This window comes from Brevundimonas mediterranea (assembly GCF_014196125.1).
Taxonomy (GTDB): Bacteria; Pseudomonadota; Alphaproteobacteria; order Caulobacterales; family Caulobacteraceae; genus Brevundimonas; species Brevundimonas mediterranea.
In genome coordinates this window covers 360,487-386,811 of the sequence record NZ_JACIDA010000001.1, presented here as the reverse complement: position 1 = coordinate 386,811, position 26,325 = coordinate 360,487, and the positions used below count along the sequence as shown (strand labels likewise).

The window sequence follows — 26,325 nt, the reverse complement described above, 5'->3', positions numbered from 1 at the left end:
CCCAACCGTTCAGGCGCAAGAAATGCGCCCAAACGGTCAAGGTTGCATCAGACCCGCAGGACGACCGTCTCGACGATCGGGCGACGATCCCAGATCTGCTGGCTGGCCTTCTTCAACACGCGAGCGACGGCCTGTTCTATGACCATTTCGTCGTCCAAGGCGTCGCCCTTCAGGTTCTTGATCACCTGTTCGACGCGCTCGGCCAGATTATCCAGGGCGTCGCCCAACGGCGTCGCGGTGTCGCCGGGCAGGCCGACGCTGCGGATGTCGATGTCGCTGGCGATGCGGCCGCGCTTGTCGAGGGCGAAGCTGACGATCAGCACGCCATTGGTCGAGGCGTGGCGGCGTTCCTTCAGGGCCTCGCCCTGTTCGGTCACCAGCATGCCGCCGTCGACGTACAGGCGACCGTTCGGCACCTCGTCAATGATCTTGGCCGGTCCGGGGGCCAGGCGAACCATGTCGCCGTTGCGCGGCGTCACGGTTTCCTTAACGCCGATGTCCTTGGCCAGGTTGGCGTGTTCCAGCAGGAAGCGACGCACGCCATGGGTCGGCACGGCGATCTGAGGCCGCACCCATTCATACATCTGCTTCAGTTCATCGCGGCACGGGTGGCCCGAGACGTGGATGCCGGGGTGGTCCTTCTCAGTGTAGAGGCGCACGCCCCGGTCCGCGAGACGATCCTGCAGATTGCCGATGGCCAGTTCATTGCCGGGGATCTGGCGCGACGAGAAGATGCAGTGGTCGCCCAGACCCAGTTTGACGACCGGGTGGGTGCCGTCGGCGACGCGCGACAGGGCCGCGCGCGCCTCGCCCTGGCTGCCGGTGCACAGATACAGGATCTGGTCGGCGGGCCAGACGCGGGCCTCCTCGTCCGACAGGAAGGGCTTCACGTCCTGGAGCATGCCGACGTGTTTGGCCGCCGCCGTGATCCGGTGCATCGAGCGGCCGGCCAGGGACACGCGACGCCCGCAGGCCTCGGCGGCGCGGATGACGCTGTCCATGCGCGCGACGTTGGAGGCGAAACAACCCACGGCGACCCGGCCCTTGAGGCTGGAGATCAGCTTGGTGATGGCGACGGCCACATCGCCCTCGGACCCGGCGACGCCCGGCACGAAGACATTGGTCGAATCGCAGACCATGGCCAGCACGCCCTCGTCGCCCATGGCGCGAATGGCGGGGGCGTCGGTCTTCTCGCCGATGATCGGCTGGTCGTCGATCTTCCAGTCGCCGGTATGGAACACCACGCCCAGCGGGGTGTCGATGGCCAGGCCGCTCGGCTCGGCGATCGAATGGCTCATATTGACGAAGGTCACGCCGAACGAGCCGATATCGACCGTGCCGCCCAGCGGCACCTCGATCAACTGCACCTCGTCCAGGATGCCGCGCTCGCGCAGTTTGTCCCGGATCAGATAGGCGGTGAAGGGGGTGGCGTAGATCGGCGCCTTGATGCGCGGCCACAGCCAGCCCAGGGCGCCAATATGGTCTTCGTGCGCATGGGTCAGGACGATGCCCTTGATCGTCTCGCCTTCCAGATAGGAAGGATCGGGCACGATCACGTCCACGCCGGGCGTGGACAGGTCGCCGAAGGTGACGCCGACATCGACGATCAGCCATTCACGATCAGCCTCTGGCCCGAAGCCATAGGCGTTGAGGTTCATACCGACCTCGTCCGAGCCGCCCAGCGGCAGGAAAACGAGTTCGTCTTGGTTTTGCTTTTTCATTCAGTCAGTCATTTGGGCGTTACGACGCCAGATTTCCAGGAGGCCGCGAATAGTCAGGTCGGGATCGAAGTGATCGATGCTGTCGGTCGCGCCTTCGAACAGGCTGGCGACGCCGCCGGTTCCGATAACGGTCATGGGCCGCGCCCATTCCGCCTTGATGCGCGCGACCAGGCCTTCGATCAACGAAATATAGCCCCAGAAGACGCCGGACTGCATGGCCTCGACCGTGCCCTTGCCGATGACGCGTTCAGGTTTCTGAATGGCGATGCGCGGCAATTTGGCCGCCGCCTCGTGAAGGGCCTGGAGCGACAGATTGATGCCCGGCGCGATCAGACCGCCCTCGAAGGCGCCGTCGTCGGCGACGATGTCGAAGGTGGTGGCCGTGCCGCTGTCGATGACGATCAGGTCGCCGGGATAGACCAGCTTGGCTCCGATGGCGTTGACCAGGCGGTCGGCGCCGGCCTCGCTGGGCTTGGCGATGCGGACGTCGATGCCGAGCTCGGCGTTCTCACCGATGACCAGGGGTTCGATGTTCAGATAGCGGCGCGCCAGATTGCGCAGGTTGAAGATCGACTGGGGCACGACGCTGGAGATGATGCAGCCAGTCAGGGCGGCGAACGCCAGCCCCTTCATGGTCATCAGCTGGTTCAGCCAGACGGCGTATTCGTCGGCCGTGCGGCTGGCCTCGGTGGCCGCGCGCCACTGGGCGATCCAGTCCGAACCGTCGTGGACGGCGAACAGCGTATTGGTGTTGCCCTGTTCGATAGCAAGCAGCATCAGGCCGCCTTGCCGAAGAAGACGTCGCCGGCCGAAATCAGACGAACCGAACCGTCGGCCAGACGCAGGCGCAAGGCTCCATCAGGCTCCACACCCTCGGCCAGGCCCTCGATCGTTTCGTTGTCCAGACGCGCGGTGCACGGGCCGTTCAGCCCGGTCAGACGGCTGGTCCAGGCGTCCAGAACCGGCTCGAAGCCCATCGTCTGCCAGCGCCCCCACCAGACGGCGAAGGTCTCGGCCAGGATCTCGGCGGCGGCTTCGACCGGCGGGGCGAAGGCGAGGTCCTCGCGCAGCTTTTCCGCGATCGCCGCCGAGGCCTTCTCGGTTCCCTCGGGCGCATGGGTCAGGTTCACGCCGATCCCGACGGCCAGCCAGAGCCCGCCCGACGCGTGCGCACCGCTTTCGACCAGGATGCCGCACGCCTTGCGACCGTCCAGCAGGACGTCGTTCGGCCATTTGATCGAGACCAGGGCCGGCGAGACGAAGACGTCCAGCAGGTCGGAGACGGCCAGGGCGGCGATGAAGGTCGCCTGCGCGGCCTCGCGCGGCGACGCATGAACCCGGATCAGCAAGGTCGCGGCCAGATTTCCGGGCTTGTCCACCCAGCTTCGGCCGCGCCGGCCACGCCCCGCCGTCTGGCGGCGCGCGATGATCCACTTCGGGCCGACCTCCCCCGCCTCCGCCAGCCGCCGGGCTTCCGACAGCGTCGAGTCGACCTCGTCGAGAATGACCAGAGGGGCGGGCGTCAACGCCCTAACCGTTCCCGAAGCCGGCGCTCGCAACCTTGGTCAGCGGCTCCAGCCAGGTCAGACCGACGATCACCAGCGGGAAGGCGAAGGCGGCGCAGGCCCAGCCGATGAGGCTGGTTTCCGGCGAGGACTTGTCCATCTGGATGTCGTCGACGGGTGCGTCGAACCACATCAGCTTGATGATGCGCAGATAATAGAAGGCGGCGACGACCGAGGCGACCAGACCGGCGGCGGCCACCGGCCACAGGCCGGCGTCAGCGGCGGCGCCGAAGACATAATACTTGCCCCAGAAGCCCGAGAACGGCGGCATGCCCAGGACCGAAAGCGACAGGATGGTCAGGGCCACGGCCGTGACCGGACGATCCTTCTTCAGGCCCGCCAGATCGGCGATGCGACGGATCGGACGGCCCGACTTGGACAGGCTGAGCAGGATGGCGAAGAAGCCCAGCTGGTCGATGACATACAGGGTCATGAACATCAGCATGGCCTGCAGGCCTTCGCTGGTGCCGGCGGCGATGCCCAGCAGGGCGTAGCCGATGTTGGCGATCGACGAATAGGCCAGCAGGCGCTGGACATCCTTCTGCACCAGGCCGCCGAAGGCGCCGACGACGAAGCTGATCAGGGAGATGGCGACCAGGACCTGCGACCACTGGGCGTGGGCTTCGCTGAAGCCGCCCTCCAGGACGCGGGCGATCAGGACCATGGCGGCGACCTTGGGCGCCGTGGCGAACAGGGCCACGACCGGGGTCGGGGCGCCTTCGTACACGTCGGGCGTCCACATGTGGAAGGGCGCGGCCGAGACCTTGAACGCCAGACCGCAGATCAGGAAGACCAGACCGAACACCAGGCCGGGGCTGGGGTGATCGACAGCGAAGGCGGCGATGTCCTCGAACCGCATCGAACCGGCGAAGCCGTAGATCAGGCTGGAGCCGTACAGCAGCAGGCCCGACGACAGGGCGCCGAGGACGAAATATTTCAGACCCGCTTCCGACGCCTTGACGTCGTCGCGGTGGAAGGCGGCAAGGACGTACAGGGCCAGCGAGTGCAGCTCGATGCCGACATACATGGAGATCAGGTCGCCCGAGGACGCCATCATCCCCATGCCGACCGAGGCCAGCACGATCAGGACCGGATATTCGAACTTGGCGATGTGGGTGCGCTTCATCCAGCCGTCGCCGAGGATGATGGCCACGGCGGCGGACAGATAGATGACGCTCTTGCCGTAGATCGCCAGGGGATCGGCCACATAGGCGCCGTTGAAGGCGACGCCCCACGGTCCCATGAAGGCGAGGACGGCGGCGGCGATCAGCAGCAGGACCGACAGGATGGACACCAGTCGGGCGCTCTTGTCGCCGATGAAGGCGCCGACCATCAGCAGGACCAGGGCGCCGACCGCGAGGGTCAGCTCCGAGGCGGCGAGATGCAGGGCGGAGGACAGATCAGGCATGCTTGGTCTCACCCGCCGATCGCGACGCGATAGGCATTGGTCAGGGCCTCGACGGCGGGCCCGGTGTAATCGAGGACGGCGGCCGGATGGACGCCCAGCCACAGGGTGCCGAGGATCAGCGGCACGAACAGCAGCAGCTCACGCTTGTCGATGTCGGCGATGGTCATCAGCTTCGGATTGGTGATCTCGCCGAACATGACCGCCCGATACAGGGTCAGGGCATAGACGGCCGAGAAGATGACGCCCGAGGCCGCAACCAGGGCCGCCCAGGTCGAGGCCTGATAGGCGCCCGTCATGGTCAGGACTTCGCCGATGAAGCCCGAGGTGCCCGGCAGGCCGACGTTGGCCATGGTGAACATCAGGAAGATGGCGGCGAACCAGGGCATGCGCGAGGTCAGGCCGCCGTAGAAGGCGATCTCACGCGTATGCATCCGGTCGTAGACGACGCCGACGCACAGGAACAGCGCGCCCGAGATCAGGCCGTGGCTGATCATCTGGAACACCGCGCCCTGCATGCCCTGATAGTTGCCCGAGAAGATGCCCAGGGTGACGAAGCCCATGTGGGCGATCGACGAATAGGCGATCAGCTTCTTCATGTCCGTCTGACGCCAGGCGACCAGCGAGGTATAGACGATGGCGACGACCGACAGGGTGAAGATCAGCGGGCGGAACATCTCGGACGCCACCGGGAACATCGGCACGTTGAACAGGATGAAGCCGTAACCGCCCAGCTTCAGCAGGATGCCGGCCAGGATGACAGAACCCGCCGTCGGGGCCTGAACGTGGGCGTCGGGCAGCCAGGTGTGAACCGGCCACATCGGCATCTTCACCGCGAAGGAGGCGAAGAAGGCCAGCCACAGCAGGGGCTGAACCGCCGGGTCGAAGGCGTACTGCTTCAGCTCGGGAATGCTGGTGGTGCCGGCGGTGTGCGACATCCACAGCATGGCCAGCAGCATCAGCACCGACCCCAGCAGGGTGTAGAGGAAGAACTTGTAGGCGGCGTAGATCCGGTTGGCGCCGCCCCAGATGCCGATGATCAGGAACATCGGCACCAGGGTGCCTTCGAAGAAGATGTAGAAGAGGTACAGGTCCAGCGCCGTGAAGACGCCGATGACCAGGGTCTCCAGCACCAGGAAGGCGATCATATATTCGACGGCTCGCGTCTCGATCGATTTCCAGCTGGCCAGGATGCAGATCGGCATCAGGAAGGCCGTCAGCAGGACGAACAGGATCGAAATCCCATCGACGCCCAGATGATAGCTGGCCCCGGCGAACCAGGGGACCATTTCGACGAACTGATAGCTGACGTTCGACGGATCGAAGCCGGAGACCAGCACGACCGAGACCCCCAGCACGACCAGGGTCGTGATCAGGGCGATCCAGCGGGCGGCCGGGGCGGCGGCGTCCTGGGACTTGGACGCCAGCCGGGCGAGGAAGATCGCCAGGGCGCCGACCAGCGGCAGGAATGTAACGAGGCTCAGAATGTAGGGCACGGGCTCAGGCTCCCCACGCGAGGATGGCGAAGGTGAGCAGACCGGCCACCCCGAGCAGCATCACGAAGGCATAATGATAGACGAAGCCAGACTGGAGCTTGCCCAGTCGTGCGGCGGATTTCAGCGACGCCCAGGCGGCGCCGTTCGGGCCGAGGCCGTCGATGATCTTCACGTCGACGATCTTCCAGAAGGCGTCGCCCACGGCCTTGAAGCCGCGCACGAAGACGAAGTCGTACAGCTCGTCGAAATACCACTTGTTGTACAAGAAGTTGTACAGGAACCCGCCCCGCTCGGCCATGCGACGGCCCATGCCTTCGCGGGCGACATAAATCCAGTAGGCGAAGGCCGTACCGGTCAGGGTCAGGATCAGCGGCGACCACTTCACCCAGGTCGGGACGTCGTGGCTTTCGTGGAGCACATGGTTGTGCTCGCCGGTGAAGATGGCCCCGCGCCAGAACTCGTGCTCGTGATGGCCGATGAAGTGCGGCGCGAACACGAAGCCCGCAGCGACCGCGCCGACCGACAGCAGGATCAGCGGAACCAGCATGACCCAAGGGCTCTCATGCGGCTTCAGCGGGCCGTGATGGGCGTGGTCGTCGTGGGCGTGATCATCATGGGCGTGCGCATCAGCGACCGGCTCGGAATGGGTTTCCAGCTGGGCGTGCGAGGCGTGATCGTCGGCATGATGGGCGTGGCCCTCTTCCTTCCACACCGGCTTGTTGTGGAAGGTCATGAAGATCAGGCGCCACGAGTAGTAGGCTGTCAGACCAGCCGCGATCAGGCCGATGGAGAAGGCGAACATGCCGACCGCCGAATGGCCCGAGGCCGCCGAGGCGAAGGCGCTCTCGATGATCGAGTCCTTCGAATAGAAGCCGGCGAAGCCGCCGACGCCGGGAATGCCCAGGCCGGTGATGGCGATCGTGCCGATGGTCATGACGGCATAGGTGATCGGCAGCAGCTTCCACAGGCCGCCCATCTTTCGCATGTCCTGCTCGTGATGCATGCCGTGGATCACCGAACCGGCGCCCAGGAACAGCAGAGCCTTGAAGAAGGCGTGGGTGAACAGGTGGAACATGGCCGCCTGATAGGCGCCGACGCCCGCCGCGAAGAACATGTAGCCCAGCTGCGAACAGGTCGAATAGGCGATGACCCGCTTGATGTCGTTCTGGGTCAGGCCGACCGTGGCGGCGAACAGGGCCGTGATCGCGCCGATGATGGCGATGATCTGCGACGCGCCGGGGGCGTACTCATAGATGGGCGACAGCAGGCAGACCATATAGACGCCCGCGGTCACCATGGTGGCGGCGTGGATCAGGGCCGAAACCGGGGTCGGGCCTTCCATCGCGTCCGGCAGCCAGGTGTGCAGGAAGAACTGGGCCGACTTGCCCATGGCGCCGATGAACAGCAGGAAGCCGGCCAGGTCGAGCGCGGACCACTGGACGCCCAGGAACTCCCAAGTCGTGCCGGCCTTGGTGGCCACCAGCGGGAACAGTTCCGAGAACTCGATCGTCCCGTACATCCAGAAGATGGTGATGATGCCCAGCACGAAGCCGAAGTCGCCGACGCGGTTGACGACGAAGGCCTTGATGGCGGCGGCGCTGGCGGTCGGCTTCTTGAACCAGAAGCCGATCAGCAGATAGGACGCCAGGCCCACACCTTCCCAGCCGAAGAAGATCTGCATGAAGTCGGCGGCCGTCACCAGCGCCAGCATCATGAAGGTGAACAGGGACAGATAGGCGAAGAAGCGCGGCCGGCTGTCGTCCTCGGCCATATAGCCCCAGGAATACAGGTGAACCAGCGACGAGACGCTGGTGACCACGATCAGCATGGTCGCCGACAAGGCGTCGATGCGGATCGACCAGGCCGACTGGAAGTCGCCCACATTGATGAAGGGCGCCAGGCGGATGGTGAAGGGCTCGAGATGGCCCCAGGTCCATTGGCCGAACACCGTCCAGGCGACGGCGCACGAGAAGAACAGCAGGCCGGTCGTGATGGTCTGCGACGGGATATTGCCGATGCGGCGGCCGAACAGGCCGGCGACGGTCGCGCCCAGCAGCGGGGCGAAGATCCCGAGAATGATCAGGGTGTGGAGGTTCACGCTCAGCCCTTCATCACGGAGGCGTCGTCCACGGCGATGTCGCCGCGGTTACGGAAGAAGGTCACCAAGATGGCCAGGCCGACGGCGGCCTCGGCTGCGGCGACGGTCAGGACGAACATGGCCATGATCTGCCCGCTGATGTCGTTCAGATAGGTCGAGAAGGCGACGAAGTTGATGTTTACGGCCAGCAGGATCAGCTCGATCGACATCAGGATGATGATGACGTTCTTGCGGTTCACGAAGATGCCGAAGACCCCGATGGTGAACAGGGCCGCCGCCACGGTCAGATAGTGGATGAGACCGATGTCCATCAGAGAAGCTCCTCGGGCGTGACGCCCTGCCCGGTCTGGACCGACTTGATCTCCATCGCCTTGGCGGCGGAGCGGTTGACTTGGTCGGCGATGTTCTGGCGCTTGATATGCGGCTTGTGGCGCAGGGTCAGGGTGATGGCCCCGATCATGGCGATCAGCAGCACGATCCCGGCCGCCTGGAAGAAGTAGATATAGTCGGTGTAGAGCACCCGGCCGATCGCCTCGACATTGCTCATGTCGGGATCGGGCGCGCCGGGTCCGGTCAGACCGGCGGTCGCGCCGCCCTGGATCACCGCGCTGGACACCACGATCATCTCGGCCAGCAGCACGGCCGCGACCACGCCGCCGATCGGCAGATATTTGGCGTAGCCTTCGCGCAGCTTCAAGAAGTCGACGTCCAGCATCATGACGACGAACAGGAACAGGACCGCCACGGCGCCGACGTAGACGACGACCAGCAGCATGGCCAGGAACTCGGCCCCCAGCAGGACGAACAGACCCGCCGCCGAGAAGAAGGCGAGGATCAACCACAGCACGCTGTGCACCGGATTGCGCGCGGTCACGACCAGAAGGCCGGACACCACGGCGGTCGCCGCCAGCAGATAGAAGGCAATGCCTTGCAGCATGTCGGGACGAAGCCCCTTTCGTATCGGCCGCGACCCCGTTGGGAATCGCCGACCCGTTCAAGCGAGATGCGCCTTAGCGGTAAGGCGCGTCGAGTTCCAGATTCTTGGCGATCTGCCGTTCCCAGCGATCCCCATTGTCGAGCAGTCGGGCCTTGTCGAACAGCAGCTCCTCGCGCGTTTCGACGGCGTATTCGGAGTTGGGGCCTTCGACGATGGCGTCCACCGGGCAGGCCTCCTGGCACAGGCCGCAGTAGATGCACTTGACCATGTCGATGTCGTAGCGGGTCGTGCGGCGGCTGCCGTCGGCGCGCGGTTCGGCCTCGATGGTGATGGCCTGGGCGGGGCAGATGGCCTCGCACAGCTTGCAGGCGATGCACCGCTCCTCGCCGTTCGCGTAGCGACGCAGGGCGTGCTCGCCGCGGAAACGCGGCGACTGCGGGTTCCGCTCGAACGGATAGTTCACGGTCGCCTTTGGGCGGGCCATGTACTTCAGGGTCAGGCCGATGGCGCCGATGGCGTCGAGCATCATCGCGCCCTTCGCGGCCTGGGCGATACGAGTGAACATCAGAAGCGATCCTCTGGCGCCGGGGCGCCGTTGGTTGAAGTCTGGGCGGGCGCGGCCGGGGCCGCTCCCTGGGTCTTGGCCTGGCTGTCGCGCCATTCGCGCTCAATACGTTCCTGGCGACGTTCCCACTGATAGCCGGACTCGGGCATGCGGGTGTCGGGCGCGCAAGCGCCCGTCATGACCGCCAGACCGAGACCGACGACGAGGGGCTTCATCACGCACCCACCGCGAACACGCGCCAGGCGGCGGTGATGACCACGGCCACCAGCGAGGCGGGCAGGAAGACCTTCCAGCCCAGACGCATCAGCTGATCGTAGCGATAGCGCGGCACGAAGGCCTTCACCAGGGCGATGGCCAGGAACCAGAACACCGTCTTGGTGATGAAGGTCAGCAGATAGATCGTATAGGCGATCCAGGCCGGCAGGCCGTCCAGCGTCTCCTGCGACAGGAAGCCGGGGTTCCAGCCGCCGAAGAACAGGATGCTGATCATCGCCGACATGAAGACGATGTTGACGTACTCGCCCATCATGAACAGCAAATAGGTCGTCGAGCTGTATTCGACCTGATAGCCGGCCACCAGTTCGGACTCGGCTTCCGGCAGGTCGAACGGCGGGCGGTTGGTTTCCGCCAGGGCCGAGACGAAGAAGACGATCGACATCGGGAACAGGACCACGATCAGGGGCCAGGTGCCCTGCCCGCCGCCGAAAGCGTACCAGTTCCAGAAATAGCCGCTCTGGCCCTCGACGATCTGCGACAGGTTCATCGTGCCGGCCAGCAGGATCACATTGATGATGATCAGGCCCAGCGAGACTTCATAGGACACCATCTGAGCCGCCGAACGCAGCGAGCCCAGGAACGGATACTTCGAGTTCGAAGCCCAGCCGCCCATGATGATGCCGTACACGCCCAACGACGAGACCGCGAAGATGTACAGGATGCCGACGTTCAGGTCCGACACCACCCAGCCCGGCGCGAACGGAATCACCGCCCAGGCCATGAAGGCCAGGATGACGGTGATGATCGGCGCCAGGATGAAGACCGCCTTGTCTGCGCCGGAGGGGATGACCACCTCCTTCAGCACGAACTTCAGCATGTCGGCGAACGACTGCAGCAGGCCGAAGGGGCCGACGACGTTCGGGCCCTTGCGCATCTGCACCGAGGCCCAGACCTTGCGGTCGGCCAGCAGCAGGAAGGCGACGGCGATCAGCACGCCGACCGTGATCAGCAGGATCTGACCGACGGTGATCAGCGTCCAGCCGCCCGGCGTGGCCCAGAAAGAAACAGCAGCGTCCATGACTTACTCCGCCGCCATCGCGACCGGGGCGATCCGCAGGGCGGACAGCTCGGCCATGGTCGCGCTGGCGCGCGCGATCGGGTTGGAAAGATAGGGGTCCGAAATCGCCGAGGCGAAGACCCGGTCGCCCAGGTCGCCCTTGACGCCCAGCTTCGACGGATCGAAGGCGGCCGGCGCCGGCAGATAGTCGATCCGGCCGAAGGTCGGATGATCGGCCATCAGCTTGGCGCGCAGCTGGTCCAGGGTGTCGTAAGGCAGGGTCTGGTCGACGCGGGCGGACAGGGCGCGGATGATGGCCCAGTCTTCCTTGGCCTCGCCCTTGGGGAAGACGACGCGTTCGGCCATCTGCACCCGGCCCTCGGTGTTGACGTACAGGCCCGACTTCTCGGTATAGGCCGCGCCCGGGAGGATGACGTCGGCGCCGTGCGCGCCCCGGTCGCCGTGGCTGCCCATATAGACGCGGAAGGCGTTGGAACCGGTCGGATCGACCTCGTCGGCGCCCAGCAGGAACAGCACGTCCAGCGCGCCCGGCTTCAGCATGTCCGACACCGTCAGACCGCCTTCGGTCGGCACAAAGCCCATGTCCAGACCGGCGACGCGCGCGGCGGCGTGGTGCAGGACGTTGAAGCCGTTCCAGCCTTCGCTGATGACGCCGACCTTCTTGGCCAGGGCGCCCAGGGCGTTCAGGACAGCCGGGCCGCCCTCCCCGTTCAACGCGCCGGAGCCGACGATGATCGCCGGACGCTCGGCCTTGGTCAGGAAGTCCAGCGCCGACTTGGGCAGCTTGGCCAGGGTCTTCGAACCGGCGCCCAGATAGGCGTAGTCGAAGGTCAGGTCGGCCTGTTCGCCGATGACGCCGATCTCGACCCCGCCCTTGATCCAGCTCTTGCGCAGGCGAGCGTTCAGCAGCGGCGCCTCGATGCGCGGGTTGACGCCCACGATCAGGATGGCGTCCGCCTTTTCAATGCCTTCGAGGCCGGAGTTGAACAGCCAGCTCTCGCGCGGACCATAGCCGAGCGCGGCGCCGTCCTGGCGGCAGTCGGTGTTCTTGGAACCGAGCGCGCGGAACAGGTCCAGCGTCGCCTTCATCGACTCGGCGTCCTGCAGGTCGCCGGCGATCACGCCGATGCGGTCGGCCGAAGCGGCCTTCAGCTTGGCGGCGACGGCGTCCAGCGCCTCGTTCCACGACGCGGCGCGCAGCTTGCCGTTCTCACGGATCCACGGGCGGTCCAGGCGGCGCGCGGTCAGGCCGTCGACGACATAGCGGCTCTTGTCCGACAGCCACTCCTCGTTGATGCCCTCGTTCACGAGCGGCAGAACCCGCATGACCTCGGAGCCGCGGAAGTCGGCGCGGATGTTCGAGCCCAGGGCGTCCATGACGTCGATGGTCTCGGTCTTCTTCAGTTCCCACGGACGATAGTGGTACTGCCAGGGCCGGTGCGTCAGGGCGCCGACCGGGCACAGGTCATTGACGTTGCCCGACAGTTCCGACCCGACCGACTTCTCCAGATAGGTGGTGATCTCGGCGTCTTCGCCGCGCGAGATCATGCCGATGTCCGGCACGCCGGCGACCTCGGTGATGAAGCGGACGCAACGGGTGCACTGGATGCACCGCGTCATGAAGGTCTTGATCGTCGGACCCATGTTCTTTTCTTCGACCGCGCGCTTGTTCTCGGCATAGCGAGAACCGTCACGGCCATAGGCCATGGACTGATCCTGAAGATCGCACTCGCCGCCCTGGTCGCAGATCGGGCAATCCAGCGGGTGGTTGATCAGCAGGAATTCCATCACGCCTTCCCGGGCCTTCTTGACCATCGGGGTGTCGGTGAAGATTTCCTGACCTTCGGCGGCCGGCAGGGCGCACGAGGCCTGCGGCTTCGGCGGCCCAGGCTTCACCTCGACCAGGCACATGCGGCAGTTGCCGGCGATGGACAGGCGCTCGTGATAGCAGAAGCGCGGGATTTCCTGCCCGGCGCGCTCGGCGACCTGGAGCACGGTCATCCCGGGCTCGAACTCAACTTCGACGCCGTTGACCTTGGCGACTGGCATCAGCGGGCCTCTTCTTCAGCGGGAACGGCCAACTCGGCCTGTTCCGTCGTCCCATCCGGGAGGGTCTGGGTGATGGTGATCGCCTGAGCGTCCATGACGTAGCGGATCACGGGATCGTCCGACTGGTTCATCCAGCGAACGAGGGTGGGATCGGGCAGATCGAGCGGTTTCCACACGATGAGGTCTTTCTCGACCCGGCAGTCGGCGCGCATCCGGCCGCCGTCGACCGGGGCGCGCCAGGAGGTGTGGACCACCCCGCCGTCGACACCGTCGACGTCGATCGCCATCGGCGACTGACCGTGGATCGCGGCCAGACCGGCGCGGCAGACGCGGCGCAGATCGGCCGCGTTCAGAACCTCAGGCGTTGTCTGCACGGCGTCGGACGGCTTCGCCGCAGCCGCACCCTTTTCCGCCGGCGTGGGCGCGACTTCACGCTCGCCGCAAGCGGCGAGAGCCAAGGCTCCGATCACGATGGCGGACCAGCGGTGCATCATTATTCCGCCGCGATCGCATGGCCGGCGAAGTTCGCGCGGCGGCTGCGGTAGTTGGCGATACGCTCTTCGATCTCGTGACGGAAGTGACGGATCAGGCCCTGAACCGGCCAGGCGGCCGCGTCGCCCAGGGCGCAGATGGTGTGGCCCTCGACCTGACCGGCGACATCCAGCAGCAGGTCGATTTCCGACGGATCGGCCTCGCCCACCGACATCCGCTCCAGCACGCGCCACATCCAGCCGGTGCCTTCGCGGCACGGCGTGCACTGGCCGCAGCTCTCGTGCTTGTAGAAATAGCTGATGCGCGCGATGGCCTTCACCAGGTCAGTGGAGTTGTCCATCACGATGACGGCGGCGGTGCCCAGGCCCGAGCGCATTTCGCGCAGGCTGTCGAAATCCATCAGCGCCGTCTCGGACATTTCGCGCGTGATCAGCGGCACGGACGAACCGCCCGGAATGATGGCCTTCAGATTGTCCCAGCCGCCGCGCACGCCGCCGCAGTGTTCTTCCAGCAGCTGCCTCAGCGGGATCGACATGGCCTCTTCGACCACGCAGGGCGCGTTCACATGGCCCGAGATCGCCATCAGCTTGGTGCCGGTGTTGTTCGGACGGCCGAAGCCAGCAAACCAGCCGGCGCCGCGACGCAGGATGGTGCCGACGACCGCGATCGACTCGACGTTGTTCACCGTGGTCGGGCAGCCGTACAGGCCCGCGCCGGCCGGGAACGGCGGCTTCAGACGGGGCTGACCCTTCTTGCCTTCCAGCGATTCCAGCAGGGCGGTCTCTTCGCCGCAGATGTAGGCGCCGGCGCCGTGGTGGATATAGACGTCGAAGTCCCAGCCGTGGACGTTGTCCTTGCCGATCAGCTTGGCCTCATAGGCCTGTTTGACCGCCGCCTCCATCCGCTCGCGCTCGAGCACATATTCGCCGCGCAGATAGATGTAGCAGGCGTGGGCCTGCATGGCGAAGGACGCGATCAGGCAGCCTTCGATCAGCAGCTGGGGATCATGGCGCATGATCTCCCGGTCCTTGCAGGTGCCGGGTTCGGATTCGTCGGCGTTGACGACCAGGTAGTGAGGACGATCCTTCACTTCCTTGGGCATGAAGGACCACTTCAGTCCGGTCGAGAAACCGGCGCCGCCGCGGCCGCGCAGGCCCGAGGCCTTGACGTTGTTGATGATCCAGTCGCGGCCAAGGTCCAGCATGTCCTTGGTGGCGTTCCAGGCGCCGCGGGTCTTCGCCCCGTCCAGCGTCCAGTCCTGGAAGCCGTACAGATTGGTGAAGATCCGGTCCTTGTCTTCGAGAATGCCGACCATCAGGCTGCTCCTCCGTCTACGCCGACGGGGGGGACCGAGAGCGGACTGGCGTTCGAGGCCGAGATCGCGTTGGCCGGGCGGCGGCTGACGCGGTTCAGGGCTGGGGTTGTTACGCGGTTCGGAAGCATCAGCAGGACCGGGTGAAGGCGTAGAGGACGCGGTCGCGGGGGCGACCGAAGGGGATGTTGGCGGGGTTTGCGCCGATACGGGCCCGGCGCTCAGCGACAGACTGGCCGCGCCGGCCAGATTGACCAGCAGTCGGCCCGTCCCGGCGGGGCTCCACCCGCCTCGGCCGCGCTTGGGCGCGCGGCGCCCTGCCCGTTTCTGATCCATCGACATGGCGCCCCCCGGCACGCTGCATCGAATTCATGGAACCATAATCGATCGACGGCGTCATGACGACATGACGTCCAACTGGCGCATCCGGCGTTTGTGGTGCCGGTTCCGGGCGTAGATGGCGCCGATGACGCAGGCCCAGCCGGCGCCGAGCATGACGTAGGACAGGGTGAAGGCCCAGTCGCCCAGGCCCGGCGTCCCCTGACGGGTCAGCAAGATCAGCATGGCCGCGCCGACCACCAGCGCGAGCCCGCCCGCGCGCAGGGGCCGCGCGACAAGGCGCAGCTCCTTGCGGTACGCGGCGCGGCCTTCGTCGCTGTCGAGGTCGGGTCCGGGCATCAGGCCGGAGCCTTCTCGACCGGCGCCGGATCGCTGTTGGGCAGTTTCTTGATCGGCTTGGCGGCCGACCCGTCGTACAGTTTCGGATCCAGCAGGGTCTTGGCCCCGCCGGCCGGCTCGGACGTCGCGCGGCCCTGATAGGAGCCTGGCTTGGGCGTCTTGCCGGCGGCGAAGTCGTCGATGATCTGGCCGATGGTTTCGGGCGTCAGGTCCTCGAAATAATAGTCGTTGATCTGGGCCATGGGCGCGTTCGAACAGGCGCCCAGGCATTCGACTTCCTGCCAGGTGAAGCGGCCGTCGGCGGACAGATGGTCCTTGGGACCGATCTTCTCCTTGCAGACCTTCATCAGCTCATTGGCGCCGCGCAGCATGCAGGGCGTCGTGCCGCACACCTGGATCAGGGCGGTCTTGCCGACCGGCTCCAGCATGAACATGGTGTAGAAGGTCGCGACCTCCAGCACCCGGATGAAGGGCATGCCCAGCAGTTCGCCGATGGCGCGGATGGCGGGCTCGGAGACCCAGCCTTCCTGCTTCTGGACCAGCCACAGGATCGGGATCACCGCCGACTGGCGACGGCTTTCCGGATACTTCTTGATCCACCATTCGGCCTTGGCCGTCGTATCGGCCGAGAAGGCGAACGAGGCCGGTTGTTCCTTGGCGAGACGACGAACGCTCATCGGTCCACTTCTCCGAAAACGATGTCGAGCGAGCCCAGGATGGCGGAGACGTCGGCGAGCTGGTGGCCGCTGTTGATCCAGTCCATCGCCTGCAGGTGACGGAAGCCCGGCGCCGAGATCTTGACGCGATAGGGTTTGTTGGTGCCGTCAGACACCAGATAGATGCCGAACTCGCCCTTGGGCGCTTCGACCGAGGCATAGACCTCGCCCTCGGGCGTCTTGAAGCCTTCGGTATACAGTTTGAAGTGATGGATCAGGGATTCCATCGACCGCTTCATCTCGCCGCGACGCGGCGGAACGATCTTGTTATCCTCAAGCATCACCGGTTCGCCGGGGCAGTTGCGCAGCTTGTGGATGCACTGCTCCATGATCCGCACCGACTGCTTCATCTCTTCGATGCGGCAGAGGTACCGATCCCAGCAGTCGCCGTTCTTGCCGACCGGAATATCGAACTCCAGTTCAGCGTAGCACTCATAAGGTTGCGACTTGCGCAGATCCCAGGCGATGTCGGAGCCGCGCAGCATGACGCCGGTGAAGCCCCAGGCCAGGGCCTGTTCCTTGGACACCACGCCGATGTCGACGTTGCGCTGCTTGAAGATGCGGTTTTCGGTGACCAGGCTCTCGATATCGGTCAGGGCCTTGGGGAATTCCTGGCACCAGCGACCGATGTCGTCGATCAGGTCCATCGGCAGATCCTGGTGGACGCCGCCGGGACGGAAATAGTTGGCGTGGAGACGCGCTCCGCTGGCGCGCTCGTAGAAGACCATCAGCTTTTCGCGCTCTTCGTGGCCCCACAGCGGGGGCGTCAGGGCGCCGACGTCCATGGCCTGCATGGTCGCGTTCAGCAGGTGGTTTCCGATCCGGCCGATTTCCGAATACAGCACCCGGATCAGCTGGGCGCGGTACGGAACCTCAACGCCGAGCAGCTTCTCGATGGCCAGGCAGAAGGCGTGTTCCTGGTTCATCGGCGCGACATAGTCGAGCCGGTCCAGATAGGGCACGTTCTGCAGATAGGTGCGGGCCTCCATCAGCTTTTCGGTGCCGCGGTGCAGCAGGCCGATGTGCGGATCGACGCGTTCGACGATCTCGCCGTCCAGTTCCAGCACCAGGCGCAGCACGCCGTGCGCGGCCGGGTGTTGCGGACCGAAGTTGATGGTGAACTTGCGGTCGTCCATCTCCTTGGCGTGCGCGGTGCGGTGATCGACCGGCATGTCCTCGAACGGATCGACAGCGCCGTTCACAGGCGCGGTTACGGGGGCTCCGTCAGCCATCAGCCCTTAACTCCAGCCTTTTCGTCGCCGGGAAGCACGGGCGCCGGATAGTCGGCGCCTTCCCACGGCGACAGGAAGTCGAACGTCCGGAATTCCTGCGTCAGCTTGACCGGCTCATAGACGACCCGCTTCTGCTCTTCGTCGTAGCGGACCTCGACATAGCCGGTCATCGGGAAGTCCTTGCGCAGCGGATGGCCTTCGAAGCCATAGTCCGTCAGCAGACGGCGCATGTCCGGATGCCCCGAGAAGATCACGCCGTACATGTCGTAGGCTTCGCGCTCGAACCAGCCAGCCGACGGATAGACCCCGGTCACAGTGGCGACGGGCTGGACCTCGTCGGTAACGACCTTGACGCGGACCCGGGCGTTCCGGGTCATAGACAGCAGGTGATAGACGACCTCGAACCGCTCCTCGCGATCTGGATAGTCGGCGCCGCACAGGTCCAGCAGCTGCTGGAAGCCGAAACGGTCCCGCAGGCCGGTCATGACCTCGACGATCCGCTCGCGCGGAGCCACCAAGGTCAGCTCTCCGAAGGCGACCTGGGCCTCGACGCCCAGGGCGCCCACCAGCTCGGCGCCCATCGGCGTCAGCGCGGCCTCGAACTGGGCCTGAACAGCCAGCGAGCTCATCGGTCGATGGTCCCCGTGCGGCGGATCTTCTTCTGCAGTTGCAGCAGGCCGTAGAGCAGAGCCTCGGCTGTCGGCGGGCAACCCGGGACATAGACGTCCACCGGCACCACGCGGTCGCAACCGCGAACGACGCTGTAGCTGTAGTGATAATAGCCGCCGCCGTTGGCGCAGCTGCCCATGGACACGACATAGCGCGGGTCGGGCATCTGGTCGTAGACCTTGCGGATGGCCGGGGCCATCTTGTTGGTCAGGGTGCCGGCCACAATCATCAGGTCCGAGTGACGCGGGCTGCCGCGCGGAGCCATGCCGAAGCGTTCGACGTCGAAGCGCGGCATCGACATCTGGATCATCTCGACGGCGCAGCAGGCCAGCCCGAAGGTCATCCACATCAGCGAACCGGTGCGCGCCCAAGTGATGACGTCGTCCAGCGAGGCGGTCAGGAAGCCGCGCTCGCCCAGCTCCATGTTCACCGACTCGAAGAACTTGTCGTGAATCTTGGGGTCATAGCCCTCGACCATCGAACGCGCGGCCGAATTGGCCGGAACCAGCGCGCCAGGCAGAGGCGAGGAAGGTGCGACTATTCCCATTCGAGGGCTCCCTTCTTCCATTCGTAGATGAAGCCGATGGTCAGCACGCCCAGGAAGACCATCATCGACCAGAAGGCGAAGATCATGCCCGCATGCGACAGGTCGAACATCGACACCGCCCACGGGAACAGGAAGGCCACTTCCAAATCGAAGATGATGAAGAGGATCGACACCAAATAGAAGCGAACGTCGAACTTCATGCGCGCGTCGTCGAACGCATTGAACCCGCATTCATAGGCGGAAAGCTTCTCTGAGTCGGGATTTTTCGGAGCCAGCAGCAGCGGCAGGGCGATGAAAAGCACGCCAATGAAGGCGGCGATGCCGGCGAAGATAATGACCGGCAGATACTCGAGCAAAAATGCGTTCATTCAAAGAACCTCGGCCGCCGGGGAGAGGCGGGATTCGGCGCTTCTTAGACCCAACGTTCGCGCGGTTCAAACCCCTGCGGTCATTGGTTTTTTGTTGAGAATGGCTCGCAGGTCTCGAGGCCATATGTCGCAGCACCGGCGCTTGCCGTTTCGGCCCCATCCCGGCCCTACTGGCGCCTTGAAATCGTAACCGAAAGTCATCCGGATGAGCGCTGGCAGCCGTATCCTGAACGCCGTCGAGAGAGTGGGAAATCGCCTGCCCGATCCCGTATTCCTCTTTCTGTGGCTGATCGGCGCCCTGATCGTGCTCAGCCTGGTCGGCGCCGGTCTGGGATGGTCCGCCGTCAATCCGGTCACAGGGGATCGGCTGGTCGCGCAAAGCCTTTTGTCGCCAGAGAACCTGGAACGGCTGATCATCGGCATGCCCCGCACCCTGGCGGATTTCCCGCCGCTGGGAATCGTCATCACCATCATCTACGGCGCAGCGGTGGCCGAAAGGACCGGGATGTTCTCCACGGCGATTCGCGGCGCGCTTCTGAATGCGCCCCGCGCCATATTGACGCCGGTCGTCGTGATCACCGGCATGGTGTCGCACCATGCATCCGACGCCTCCTATGTGGTGGTGATTCCCTTGGCGGCGGTGATTTTCGCGGCGGCGGGGCGTCATCCCCTGGCGGGCCTCGCTGCAGGCTTCGCCGCCGTGTCGGGCGGTTACGCCGGCAATCTGTTCCCCGGCGCCAGCGACGCCCTGATCCTGGGCATCACCGAGCCCGCCGCCCACCTGATCGATCCGTCCTATTCGGTGAACATCGCCGGCAACTGGTTCTTCATCGTCGGGGTGGTGTTCGTCTTCACCCCCATCGTCTGGTTCCTGACCGACCGGGTGATCGAGCCCCGGCTGGGCAAGTGGACGCCGTCCGAGGGGGTCGCCGCCCCCGCCGCGTCGGAAAAGCAGCCCCTGACCGCCGTCGAGAAACGCGGCCTGAGATTCGCCGGCCTGGCCCTGCTGACCATGATCGCCCTGTGGACCTTGATCACCCTTCTTCCGGGTTCGCCCTTCGTGGATCCAGACGCCGACCCGGAGCAGAGGTTCAATCCCCTGTACCGATCCCTGGTCGCCTTCTTCGCAGTGGTCTTCTTCGTCACGGGGGCGGCCTATGGAACGGGGTCCGGCTCGATCCAGTCGCATCGCGACCTGGTGCGGATGATGCGCGACGGCATCGCCCAGCTGGCCCCCTATATCGTCCTGGCCTTCTTCGCCGCGCATTTCGTGGCCATGTTCAACTGGTCGGGCCTAGGGCCGATCCTGGCGGTCAACGCCGCCGCCGAGCTGAAGAGCCTGGCCCTGCCCGCGCCCCTTCTGCTGATCTGCGTCGTCCTGGTGTCCTGCTTCTTTGATCTGTTCATCGGCTCGGCCTCGGCCAAATGGTCGGCGCTGGCGCCCATCGTGGTGCCCATGTTCATGCTGCTGGGGATTTCGCCCGAAATGACGACGGCCGCCTACCGCATGGGCGATTCGGTGACGAACATCGCCACGCCTCTGATGAGCTATTTCCCACTGATCCTGACCTTCGCCCAGCGCTGGGATCCGCGCTTCGGCCTGGGCTCGCTGATGGCGACCATGTTGCCTTACGCCGGGGCCTTCCTGGTGGCCGGCCTGACCATGGTGGCGGCCTGGGTGGCCTTCGACCTGCCGGTGGGGCCCGGCGTGGGCGTTCACTATGAGCCGCCCGCCCCGGCCGTCGCCGCTCAGGAGCCCGCCACGGGCGGCCTGTCGGGCCCGCACAGCCCGCCCCAGGCGGCCGCGGTCGCTCCGTCCACGCCCCTTCCGCGCTGAGGCGGGTCTTTCTCGGAAAAGGCCGCTTGACGCGCTGGGTCAGCCCGCCTAAACGACGCCCCTCGCCGGGGCGCACAGCCGCTTCGGCCGGGAAACGCGGGTGTAGCTCAGTTGGTTAGAGTGCCGGCCTGTCACGCCGGAGGTCGCGGGTTCGAGCCCCGTCACTCGCGCCACTCTTTCTAGAAATAGACAGAGTGGCGCTACCGCCTTCCCTTCATAGTTTTCGAAACAACTCAAAAGTTTCGACCTGATACGCGGGTGTAGCTCAGTTGGTTAGAGTGCCGGCCTGTCACGCCGGAGGTCGCGGGTTCGAGCCCCGTCACTCGCGCCACTTCTTCCAGACGAAGAAGTGGCGCGCCGCCCCTCATTTCCCGACTATCTTCAGACCAGACGCCACGGCCCGGATCTTCGCGTCCAGATATCGACCCGAAATCACGACGTAACGCGTCAGTGAACGGCGAACGCCTCTTCGGGCTGAACAAAGGCGGCCTCGCCCGTCAGTTCGCCGTAAACCATGCACAGGTCCTCGAACACGCGGCTCCAGGCGAACTGGCTGACGGCCTTTTCGCGGGCGGCGCGGCCGATGGCCTCGATGTCGCGCGCAAACAGGGCCTCGACCGCCTGGGCGTAGGCGTCGGCGTCGGCGCTGGTCGCCAGTTGGCCGACCGTTTCATCGACCGTCTCGGCCACGCCCCCGGCGTTGACACCCACGACCGGGCGGCCACAGGCCATGGCCTCCAGCACGATCAGGCCGAACGGCTCCTTGTCATTGGCATGAACGAAGGCGTCGCAGCTGGCGATGATCCGCGCCACCGCGCGGGGATCCTTCTCATAGGGCATCGAGATTACCCGATCCTCGGCAGGCATGCCCGATCCAGCGCCGACCAGAACCAAATGATAGGGCGCGCCCAGCTTCTGGACCGCCTCGATCAGAATATCGACGTTCTTTTCCTTGGCGGGACGGCCGGCGAAGCACAGCAGCCGGGCGTCCTCGCCCAGGCCCAGTTCGTTCAACAGCCATTTCCGATCCCGACGCTCAGGGCGGAAGGTGTCGATCTCCACCCCCAGGGGTCGGATGACGATATTGCTGACGCCCGCCTCTTCCAGCCGACGGGCGATGAACCGGCTGGGCGAGACGACGCGATCGAACTGGGAGAACAGACGCGCCCACCGTTTCTCGACCGGCTTCTTGGCCCATTCGCCGAAATGCAGCGCCGCAAGCCCGGCCGGGTCCGAGTGACAGAAGCCGACGACCGGACACCCGACCCTCTGGCCGGCCTCCAGCGCGCCCTGCCCCGGCGTATAGGGGTCGCCGGCTTCGATGATCGACGGTTTCATCGCCGCGACCCAGGCGCTCCAGCGCTTGACGGAACTGGGCCAGCGATAGCCGTCGCCGAACGGCAGCTTGGTCGCCCGCAGTTGCACGATCCCGTCAGCCCGCGCCTTGTGACGCGCGCCCGGCACGATCAGCGAATGGCTGACGCCCGGCCGATTCTCCTCGATCCAGGCCTTCTTAGACAGCAGATAGCGTTTCACCCCGCCCGAGCGCGGCGCATACAGCATGGTGGTGTCCACCAGCCGCGGCCGCTCGTCCATCGACGCCAGCTTCAGCGCCCTCAGTGTATCGGCGACCTCGACATCCAGCCCCGGAATCAGCCGGATTTCGTTTTCCTGAACTTCGAGATCGGTCAATGTCATGAAGAGTGTCTCGCCTGGTCTGGGCTGGCCAACGCCGGGGGGCGCGGTTTGGATGCGTCGCGGTGAAACGCGTTGGACCGTTCTTCCGCCCGTAGCCCCCGGCGTCGCAAAGCTCAATAGCTCCATCGGAAAACCTTCCGCACCCGACGCAATAGCTCGGAAAATCAGTCCCTTCGTCGAGCGGCGGTTCCAACACGACCTCGCAACACACAGGACACGGCCTTGCATTCGCCTCAAATTCGATAAACTTGGGCACATACGGCGTCGATCCTGTAAAGGAGCGCCCACTTCGTGATCGCGTGACCACCAGGGGTTTTCTTCCGAATGCGTATTCTACTCGCGACCGCCGTGGCGATCGCCCCCTTGCTGGCTGTTACGGGCGCTCAGGCCGAGGTCGTCGTCTCGACAGCCCGCACCACGCCGATCCAGACGTCCAACGCCACCGGCACGGCGGCGGACAATGTCCGCATCGCCAGCGGCGGTTCGATCGCCGTGACCTCCGGCGCAGCGATGACGCTGGATTCGAACAATACGGTCGATATCGACAGCGGCGGCTCGATCACCATGGCCAAGGCGGCCGACGGCGCCACGGGCGTCCTGGTGAACGGCGGCAATACCGGCTCCGTCACGATGGGCGGAACGATCAACATCACGGACAGCCAGGAAACGGCGGACATCAAGGACACGGACGGCGACGGCGACCTTGACGGGCCGTTCGCCACCGGAACCGGCCGCTACGGCGTGCGGGTCGCGGGCGCCTCGCCCTTCGTCGGCAATGTCCTGGTCGAATCCAGCGGCTCGATTTCCGTGGAAGGCAACAACTCCTACGGGCTCGCGGTCGAAGCGCCCCTGACCGGCAAGCTGCAGAGCCTGGGCACTGTGCGCGTCGTCGGCGACAATAGCGTCGGCATCCGCACGACCGGCCCCATCTCGGGCAATGTCGACCTCGCAGGCTCGGTGTCCGCAACCGGCGCCGGCGCGACGGGCGTGTCGATCGAAGGCGCCGTGGGTGGGGCCCTGAAGATCCATTCGGCCGTGACGACCACGGGCTACCGCTACACCACCCCCCCCTCGACCCGACCGACGACGGGCACCTACGACAACGCCTCGACCCTGTTCCTGGACGAGCTGGACGCCGACGACCTGCTTCAAGGCGGTCCGGCCGTGCGCGTCGCCGCCAATGTGGCGGGCGGTATTCTACTGGATACGGGCCCGGCCTATTCCTCGGCCGGGATCGACGGCGACGACGACAAGGACGGCGTCAAGAACGGCGACGAGGATGACGACGGCGATGGCGTCAAGAACCGCGAAGATACGGATCGCGACGGCGACGGCGTGCCGGACGCCAGCGAGACGACCGCCTCCCTGACGTCGCTGGGCGGCGCGCCCGCCCTGCTTATCGGCTCCTCGACCAATGCGGTGACCCTCGGCGCCGTCGGCACGGGCGACGCCGCCTATGGCCTGATCAACCGCGGCTCCATCACCGGGTCGGGCGTCTATTCCGGCGTCGAATCGCGCGCCCTTCAGCTGGGCGTGGTCGGCGGCCAGACCGTCGCCGTCGCGGGCGGCGTGCGTAACGAAGGCGGGATCGCCTCCACCGCCGTGGACGCCAACGCCACCGCCATCTGGGTTGGCGCCGGCGTCACCGCCCCCGCCATCTCGAACACGGGCAATATCCAGGCCGTCGCATCGGGCAAACAGGCCCATACGGCCACCGGGGTGCTTATCGGCGCCGGGGCCAATGTCGGTTCCCTGACGAACACCGGCAATATCGTGGCCTCTTTCGGCGGAAACCACGGCGCGGCGACGGTCATCCGCGACCAGTCCGGCACCCTGACCCAATTGAGCAACGCCGGCTCCATCATCGGCTCGCTGTCGGCGGACTCCACCGACACTACAGCGGTCGACGGTACGGTGACCGCCATCGACCTGACGGCCAACACCAGCGGTGTCACGGTTCGTCAGTACGGCATCACGGCCGCCGCCGACAGCACGGCGACCGATACGGACAAGGACGGGGTCCCTGACGCCAGCGAACCCGTCATCGTCGGCGCGGTGAAATTCGGTTCGGGCGCGGATACCTTCAACGTCGAGAACGGCACGGTCATCGGCGACATGTCCTTCGGCGCCGGCGCCGACCGGCTGTCCATCAGCGGCGGCGCGGCGGTGAGCGGCGCTGTCACCGACAGCGACGGGGCCCTCGACATCAACGTCTCCAAGGGCACGCTGAACGCGACCCAGGCGACCACCACTTCGATTTCCAGCCTGAACGTCGGGGCCGAGGGCGTCCTGATCGCCACCGTCGACCCTCAAGGCGATCGCGCCGGCGGATTCAACGTCAGCGGCGCCGCAACCCTGGCCACGGGCGCGCAACTGGGCGTCCGCTTCTCGTCCCTTCTGGAGTCGCCGGAACGGTTCAGCGTGATCAAGGCCGGCGCCCTGAACGTCGGTGACATCAACCAGACCCTGCTGACCAATAATTCCCCCTATCTTTACGTCGTTCAGGCGGGCGTCGATCAAGCCGCAGGGGAAGTCTACGTCGACGCCCGTCGCCGCACCGCCCAGGAAGCCGATCTGATCCCCGTCGAGGCCTCGGCCTTCGACGCCGTCTATGCCGCCCTGGGCAGCAATGAGACGATCCGGAACCTGTTCCTGAGCCAGACGAACCGGGACGGCTTCATCGACGCCTATGAGCAGATGCTGCCGGACCACTCGGGCGGGCCTCTGATGTCCCTGTCGGCCGGCGTCGACGCGGTGACCCGCGCCCTGACCGGCCGCAACGCCTCCGCAGCCCCCGGCGAGACCAGCGCCTGGGTGCAGGAGATCAACTTCTACGCCGACAAGGACAAGACCGATTCCTACGGCTTCCGCTCTGAGGGCTTCGGCGTCGCGGGCGGCGTCGAAAAGGGCACCGGCGCGGGCGCCTTCGGCCTGACGGCCGCCTTCACCTCGTCGGACATCAAGGACCCCGAGTCCGAGGCCGAGGAAGTCCTGTCGGCCAACCTGCTGGAGCTGGGCCTCTACTGGCGTGCTCAGGGCCAGTACTGGACGACCTGGGCGCGCGCGGCCGGCGGCTACGCCAGCTTCAACGCCGACCGGTCGCTGGTCGCCAACGGCGTCTATCTGAACAACAAATCCGACTGGCACGGCTGGACTGCAGCCGCAGCCGGCGGCGCCTCCTACGAGCGCAACTACGGTCGCCTGAACGTGCGTCCCGAGGTGTACGCCGAGTACTTCCGCCTGTCGGAAGGCGCCCGCTCAGAATCGGGCGGCGGCAGCGGCTTCGATCTGGATATCGACTCGCGCGACAGCCACATCTTCTCGGCCGTTGCGGCGATGAACGTCGGCTACGGCTTCGGCAAGGACGGCTGGATCCGTCCGGAACTGCGCATCGGCTATCGCCAGAACCTGTCCGTCGACGCCGGCGAGACCATCGCCCGCTTCGCCAGCGGCGGCCCGGACTTCGTCCTGTCGCCGGACGGGGTCGAGGGCGGCGGCCTGATCCTGGGCTTCCGCATGAACCTGGGCAACGACCTGGGCATGCTGTCCCTGACGGGCGACGCGGAACTGCTTGAGGATTACGTCCGCTATTCGCTGCTGCTGCGGGCCAGCTTCCGGTTCTGACCAAGGCGATCGCCAAAAGACA

At 65.7% G+C, this 26,325-nt stretch carries 23 protein-coding genes and 2 tRNA genes; 4 read left to right on the top strand and 21 right to left on the bottom strand.

The window, feature by feature from the left end; genetic code table 11:
• Positions 1 to 47: 47 nt before the first annotated feature.
• The 20 genes from GGR11_RS01970 to GGR11_RS01875 form a co-directional block, all read right to left on the bottom strand.
• The gene (locus GGR11_RS01970) at positions 48 to 1,721 is read right to left on the bottom strand and encodes a ribonuclease J (RefSeq protein ID WP_183195173.1); all 1,674 of its coding nucleotides are present in this window, start codon (positions 1,719 to 1,721) and stop codon (positions 48 to 50) included.
• Positions 1,722 to 2,501 carry a type III pantothenate kinase gene (locus tag GGR11_RS01965; protein WP_183196345.1) on the bottom strand — a complete coding sequence of 260 codons (780 nt, stop codon included), beginning with the start codon at positions 2,499 to 2,501 and terminating at the stop codon, positions 1,722 to 1,724. It abuts the gene before it with no gap.
• A complete protein-coding gene (locus tag GGR11_RS01960) occupies positions 2,498 to 3,247 on the bottom strand; it encodes a biotin--[acetyl-CoA-carboxylase] ligase (protein ID WP_183195172.1) in 750 nt (249 codons plus the stop codon). The genes GGR11_RS01965 and GGR11_RS01960 overlap by 4 nt, the downstream gene beginning before the upstream one ends.
• A gap of 4 nt (positions 3,248 to 3,251) precedes the next feature.
• A complete protein-coding gene (gene nuoN / locus GGR11_RS01955) occupies positions 3,252 to 4,694 on the bottom strand; it encodes an NADH-quinone oxidoreductase subunit NuoN (RefSeq protein WP_183195171.1) in 1,443 nt (480 codons plus the stop codon).
• 8 nt (positions 4,695 to 4,702) lie between these two features.
• On the bottom strand, positions 4,703 to 6,187 hold the full coding sequence (locus GGR11_RS01950) for an NADH-quinone oxidoreductase subunit M (RefSeq protein WP_183195170.1): 1,485 nt from the start codon (positions 6,185 to 6,187) through the stop codon (positions 4,703 to 4,705).
• Between the two features lie 4 nt (positions 6,188 to 6,191).
• Positions 6,192 to 8,285: an NADH-quinone oxidoreductase subunit L gene (nuoL, locus tag GGR11_RS01945; RefSeq protein ID WP_183195169.1), complete on the bottom strand. Its 2,094-nt coding sequence runs from the start codon at positions 8,283 to 8,285 to the stop codon at positions 6,192 to 6,194.
• A 2-nt stretch (positions 8,286 to 8,287) separates the two neighbouring features.
• A complete protein-coding gene (nuoK, locus tag GGR11_RS01940) occupies positions 8,288 to 8,596 on the bottom strand; it encodes an NADH-quinone oxidoreductase subunit NuoK (protein ID WP_183195168.1) in 309 nt (102 codons plus the stop codon).
• Positions 8,596 to 9,222 carry an NADH-quinone oxidoreductase subunit J gene (locus tag GGR11_RS01935; RefSeq protein ID WP_183195167.1) on the bottom strand — a complete coding sequence of 209 codons (627 nt, stop codon included), beginning with the start codon at positions 9,220 to 9,222 and terminating at the stop codon, positions 8,596 to 8,598. The genes nuoK and GGR11_RS01935 overlap by 1 nt, the downstream gene beginning before the upstream one ends.
• Positions 9,223 to 9,295: 73 nt before the next feature.
• Positions 9,296 to 9,787, bottom strand: a complete 492-nt coding sequence (gene nuoI, locus GGR11_RS01930; protein WP_183195166.1) for an NADH-quinone oxidoreductase subunit NuoI — start codon at positions 9,785 to 9,787, stop codon at positions 9,296 to 9,298.
• Entirely contained in the window at positions 9,787 to 10,002 is a 216-nt protein-coding gene (locus GGR11_RS01925) for a hypothetical protein (protein WP_183195165.1), read from the bottom strand. Before GGR11_RS01925 ends, nuoI begins: the two co-directional genes overlap by 1 nt.
• A complete protein-coding gene (nuoH, locus tag GGR11_RS01920; protein WP_183195164.1) occupies positions 10,002 to 11,081 on the bottom strand; it encodes an NADH-quinone oxidoreductase subunit NuoH in 1,080 nt (359 codons plus the stop codon). The genes GGR11_RS01925 and nuoH overlap by 1 nt, the downstream gene beginning before the upstream one ends.
• Before the next feature lie 3 nt (positions 11,082 to 11,084).
• Positions 11,085 to 13,130: an NADH-quinone oxidoreductase subunit NuoG gene (nuoG, locus tag GGR11_RS01915; RefSeq protein ID WP_183195163.1), complete on the bottom strand. Its 2,046-nt coding sequence runs from the start codon at positions 13,128 to 13,130 to the stop codon at positions 11,085 to 11,087.
• Entirely contained in the window at positions 13,130 to 13,621 is a 492-nt protein-coding gene (locus GGR11_RS01910) for a hypothetical protein (protein ID WP_183195162.1), read from the bottom strand. Before GGR11_RS01910 ends, nuoG begins: the two co-directional genes overlap by 1 nt.
• 2 nt (positions 13,622 to 13,623) lie before the next feature.
• Positions 13,624 to 14,937: an NADH-quinone oxidoreductase subunit NuoF gene (gene nuoF / locus GGR11_RS01905; protein WP_183195161.1), complete on the bottom strand. Its 1,314-nt coding sequence runs from the start codon at positions 14,935 to 14,937 to the stop codon at positions 13,624 to 13,626.
• Between the two features lie 393 nt (positions 14,938 to 15,330).
• Positions 15,331 to 15,612: a hypothetical protein gene (locus tag GGR11_RS01900; RefSeq protein ID WP_183195160.1), complete on the bottom strand. Its 282-nt coding sequence runs from the start codon at positions 15,610 to 15,612 to the stop codon at positions 15,331 to 15,333.
• Complete coding sequence (gene nuoE, locus GGR11_RS01895; RefSeq protein WP_183195159.1) at positions 15,612 to 16,289, bottom strand: NADH-quinone oxidoreductase subunit NuoE; 678 nt, start codon at positions 16,287 to 16,289, stop codon at positions 15,612 to 15,614. The genes GGR11_RS01900 and nuoE overlap by 1 nt, the downstream gene beginning before the upstream one ends.
• Positions 16,286 to 17,560 (bottom strand): NADH-quinone oxidoreductase subunit D, encoded by a 1,275-nt coding sequence (locus GGR11_RS01890; RefSeq protein WP_183195158.1) that lies wholly within the window; start codon positions 17,558 to 17,560, stop codon positions 16,286 to 16,288. Before GGR11_RS01890 ends, nuoE begins: the two co-directional genes overlap by 4 nt.
• Positions 17,560 to 18,189 (bottom strand): NADH-quinone oxidoreductase subunit C, encoded by a 630-nt coding sequence (locus GGR11_RS01885; protein WP_183195157.1) that lies wholly within the window; start codon positions 18,187 to 18,189, stop codon positions 17,560 to 17,562. The genes GGR11_RS01890 and GGR11_RS01885 overlap by 1 nt, the downstream gene beginning before the upstream one ends.
• Positions 18,186 to 18,797, bottom strand: a complete 612-nt coding sequence (locus tag GGR11_RS01880) for a NuoB/complex I 20 kDa subunit family protein (protein WP_183195156.1) — start codon at positions 18,795 to 18,797, stop codon at positions 18,186 to 18,188. The genes GGR11_RS01885 and GGR11_RS01880 overlap by 4 nt, the downstream gene beginning before the upstream one ends.
• A complete protein-coding gene (locus tag GGR11_RS01875) occupies positions 18,767 to 19,144 on the bottom strand; it encodes an NADH-quinone oxidoreductase subunit A (RefSeq protein ID WP_183195155.1) in 378 nt (125 codons plus the stop codon). Before GGR11_RS01875 ends, GGR11_RS01880 begins: the two co-directional genes overlap by 31 nt.
• A gap of 205 nt (positions 19,145 to 19,349) precedes the next feature.
• On the opposite strand from GGR11_RS01875, the gene GGR11_RS01870 reads away from it, so the two are divergent.
• The 3 genes from GGR11_RS01870 to GGR11_RS01860 all read left to right on the top strand — a co-directional run bounded on the left by GGR11_RS01870 (position 19,350) and on the right by GGR11_RS01860 (position 21,312).
• On the top strand, positions 19,350 to 20,981 hold the full coding sequence (locus tag GGR11_RS01870) for an AbgT family transporter (RefSeq protein ID WP_183195154.1): 1,632 nt from the start codon (positions 19,350 to 19,352) through the stop codon (positions 20,979 to 20,981).
• Positions 20,982 to 21,077: 96 nt separating this feature from the next.
• Positions 21,078 to 21,154 (top strand) — tRNA-Asp (locus GGR11_RS01865).
• Positions 21,155 to 21,235: 81 nt separating this feature from the next.
• Positions 21,236 to 21,312: transfer RNA gene (locus tag GGR11_RS01860), tRNA-Asp, on the top strand.
• 116 nt (positions 21,313 to 21,428) lie between these two features.
• Here GGR11_RS01860 and GGR11_RS01855 read toward each other — a convergent pair.
• Positions 21,429 to 22,679, bottom strand: coding sequence for a glycosyltransferase (locus GGR11_RS01855; RefSeq protein WP_183195153.1), 1,251 nt, complete (start codon positions 22,677 to 22,679; stop codon positions 21,429 to 21,431).
• Between the two features lie 324 nt (positions 22,680 to 23,003).
• Between GGR11_RS01855 and GGR11_RS16850 the strand changes: the two genes are divergently transcribed.
• A complete protein-coding gene (locus GGR11_RS16850; RefSeq protein WP_183195152.1) occupies positions 23,004 to 26,303 on the top strand; it encodes an autotransporter outer membrane beta-barrel domain-containing protein in 3,300 nt (1,099 codons plus the stop codon).
• Positions 26,304 to 26,325: the final 22 nt, after the last annotated feature.

Excerpts from the sequence above, each read along its gene's own strand:
- GGR11_RS01970 (WP_183195173.1), bottom strand. The coding sequence starts at position 1,721 with ATGAAAAAGCAAAACCAAGACGAACTCGTTTTCCTGCCGCTGGGCGGC.
- nuoN (WP_183195171.1), bottom strand. The coding sequence starts at position 4,694 with ATGCCTGATCTGTCCTCCGCCCTGCATCTCGCCGCCTCGGAGCTGACC.
- nuoK (WP_183195168.1), bottom strand. The coding sequence starts at position 8,596 with ATGGACATCGGTCTCATCCACTATCTGACCGTGGCGGCGGCCCTGTTC.
- GGR11_RS01935 (WP_183195167.1), bottom strand. The coding sequence starts at position 9,222 with ATGCTGCAAGGCATTGCCTTCTATCTGCTGGCGGCGACCGCCGTGGTG.
- nuoI (WP_183195166.1), bottom strand. The coding sequence starts at position 9,787 with ATGTTCACTCGTATCGCCCAGGCCGCGAAGGGCGCGATGATGCTCGAC.
- GGR11_RS01925 (WP_183195165.1), bottom strand. The coding sequence starts at position 10,002 with ATGAAGCCCCTCGTCGTCGGTCTCGGTCTGGCGGTCATGACGGGCGCT.
- nuoH (WP_183195164.1), bottom strand. The coding sequence starts at position 11,081 with ATGGACGCTGCTGTTTCTTTCTGGGCCACGCCGGGCGGCTGGACGCTG.
- nuoG (WP_183195163.1), bottom strand. The coding sequence starts at position 13,130 with ATGCCAGTCGCCAAGGTCAACGGCGTCGAAGTTGAGTTCGAGCCCGGG.
- GGR11_RS01910 (WP_183195162.1), bottom strand. The coding sequence starts at position 13,621 with ATGCACCGCTGGTCCGCCATCGTGATCGGAGCCTTGGCTCTCGCCGCT.
- nuoF (WP_183195161.1), bottom strand. The coding sequence starts at position 14,937 with ATGGTCGGCATTCTCGAAGACAAGGACCGGATCTTCACCAATCTGTAC.
- GGR11_RS01900 (WP_183195160.1), bottom strand. The coding sequence starts at position 15,612 with ATGCCCGGACCCGACCTCGACAGCGACGAAGGCCGCGCCGCGTACCGC.
- nuoE (WP_183195159.1), bottom strand. The coding sequence starts at position 16,289 with ATGAGCGTTCGTCGTCTCGCCAAGGAACAACCGGCCTCGTTCGCCTTC.
- GGR11_RS01890 (WP_183195158.1), bottom strand. The coding sequence starts at position 17,560 with ATGGCTGACGGAGCCCCCGTAACCGCGCCTGTGAACGGCGCTGTCGAT.
- GGR11_RS01885 (WP_183195157.1), bottom strand. The coding sequence starts at position 18,189 with ATGAGCTCGCTGGCTGTTCAGGCCCAGTTCGAGGCCGCGCTGACGCCG.
- GGR11_RS01880 (WP_183195156.1), bottom strand. The coding sequence starts at position 18,797 with ATGGAAGAAGGGAGCCCTCGAATGGGAATAGTCGCACCTTCCTCGCCT.
- GGR11_RS01875 (WP_183195155.1), bottom strand. The coding sequence starts at position 19,144 with ATGAACGCATTTTTGCTCGAGTATCTGCCGGTCATTATCTTCGCCGGC.
- GGR11_RS01870 (WP_183195154.1), top strand. The coding sequence starts at position 19,350 with ATGAGCGCTGGCAGCCGTATCCTGAACGCCGTCGAGAGAGTGGGAAAT.
- GGR11_RS01855 (WP_183195153.1), bottom strand. The coding sequence starts at position 22,679 with ATGACATTGACCGATCTCGAAGTTCAGGAAAACGAAATCCGGCTGATT.
- GGR11_RS16850 (WP_183195152.1), top strand. The coding sequence starts at position 23,004 with ATGCGTATTCTACTCGCGACCGCCGTGGCGATCGCCCCCTTGCTGGCT.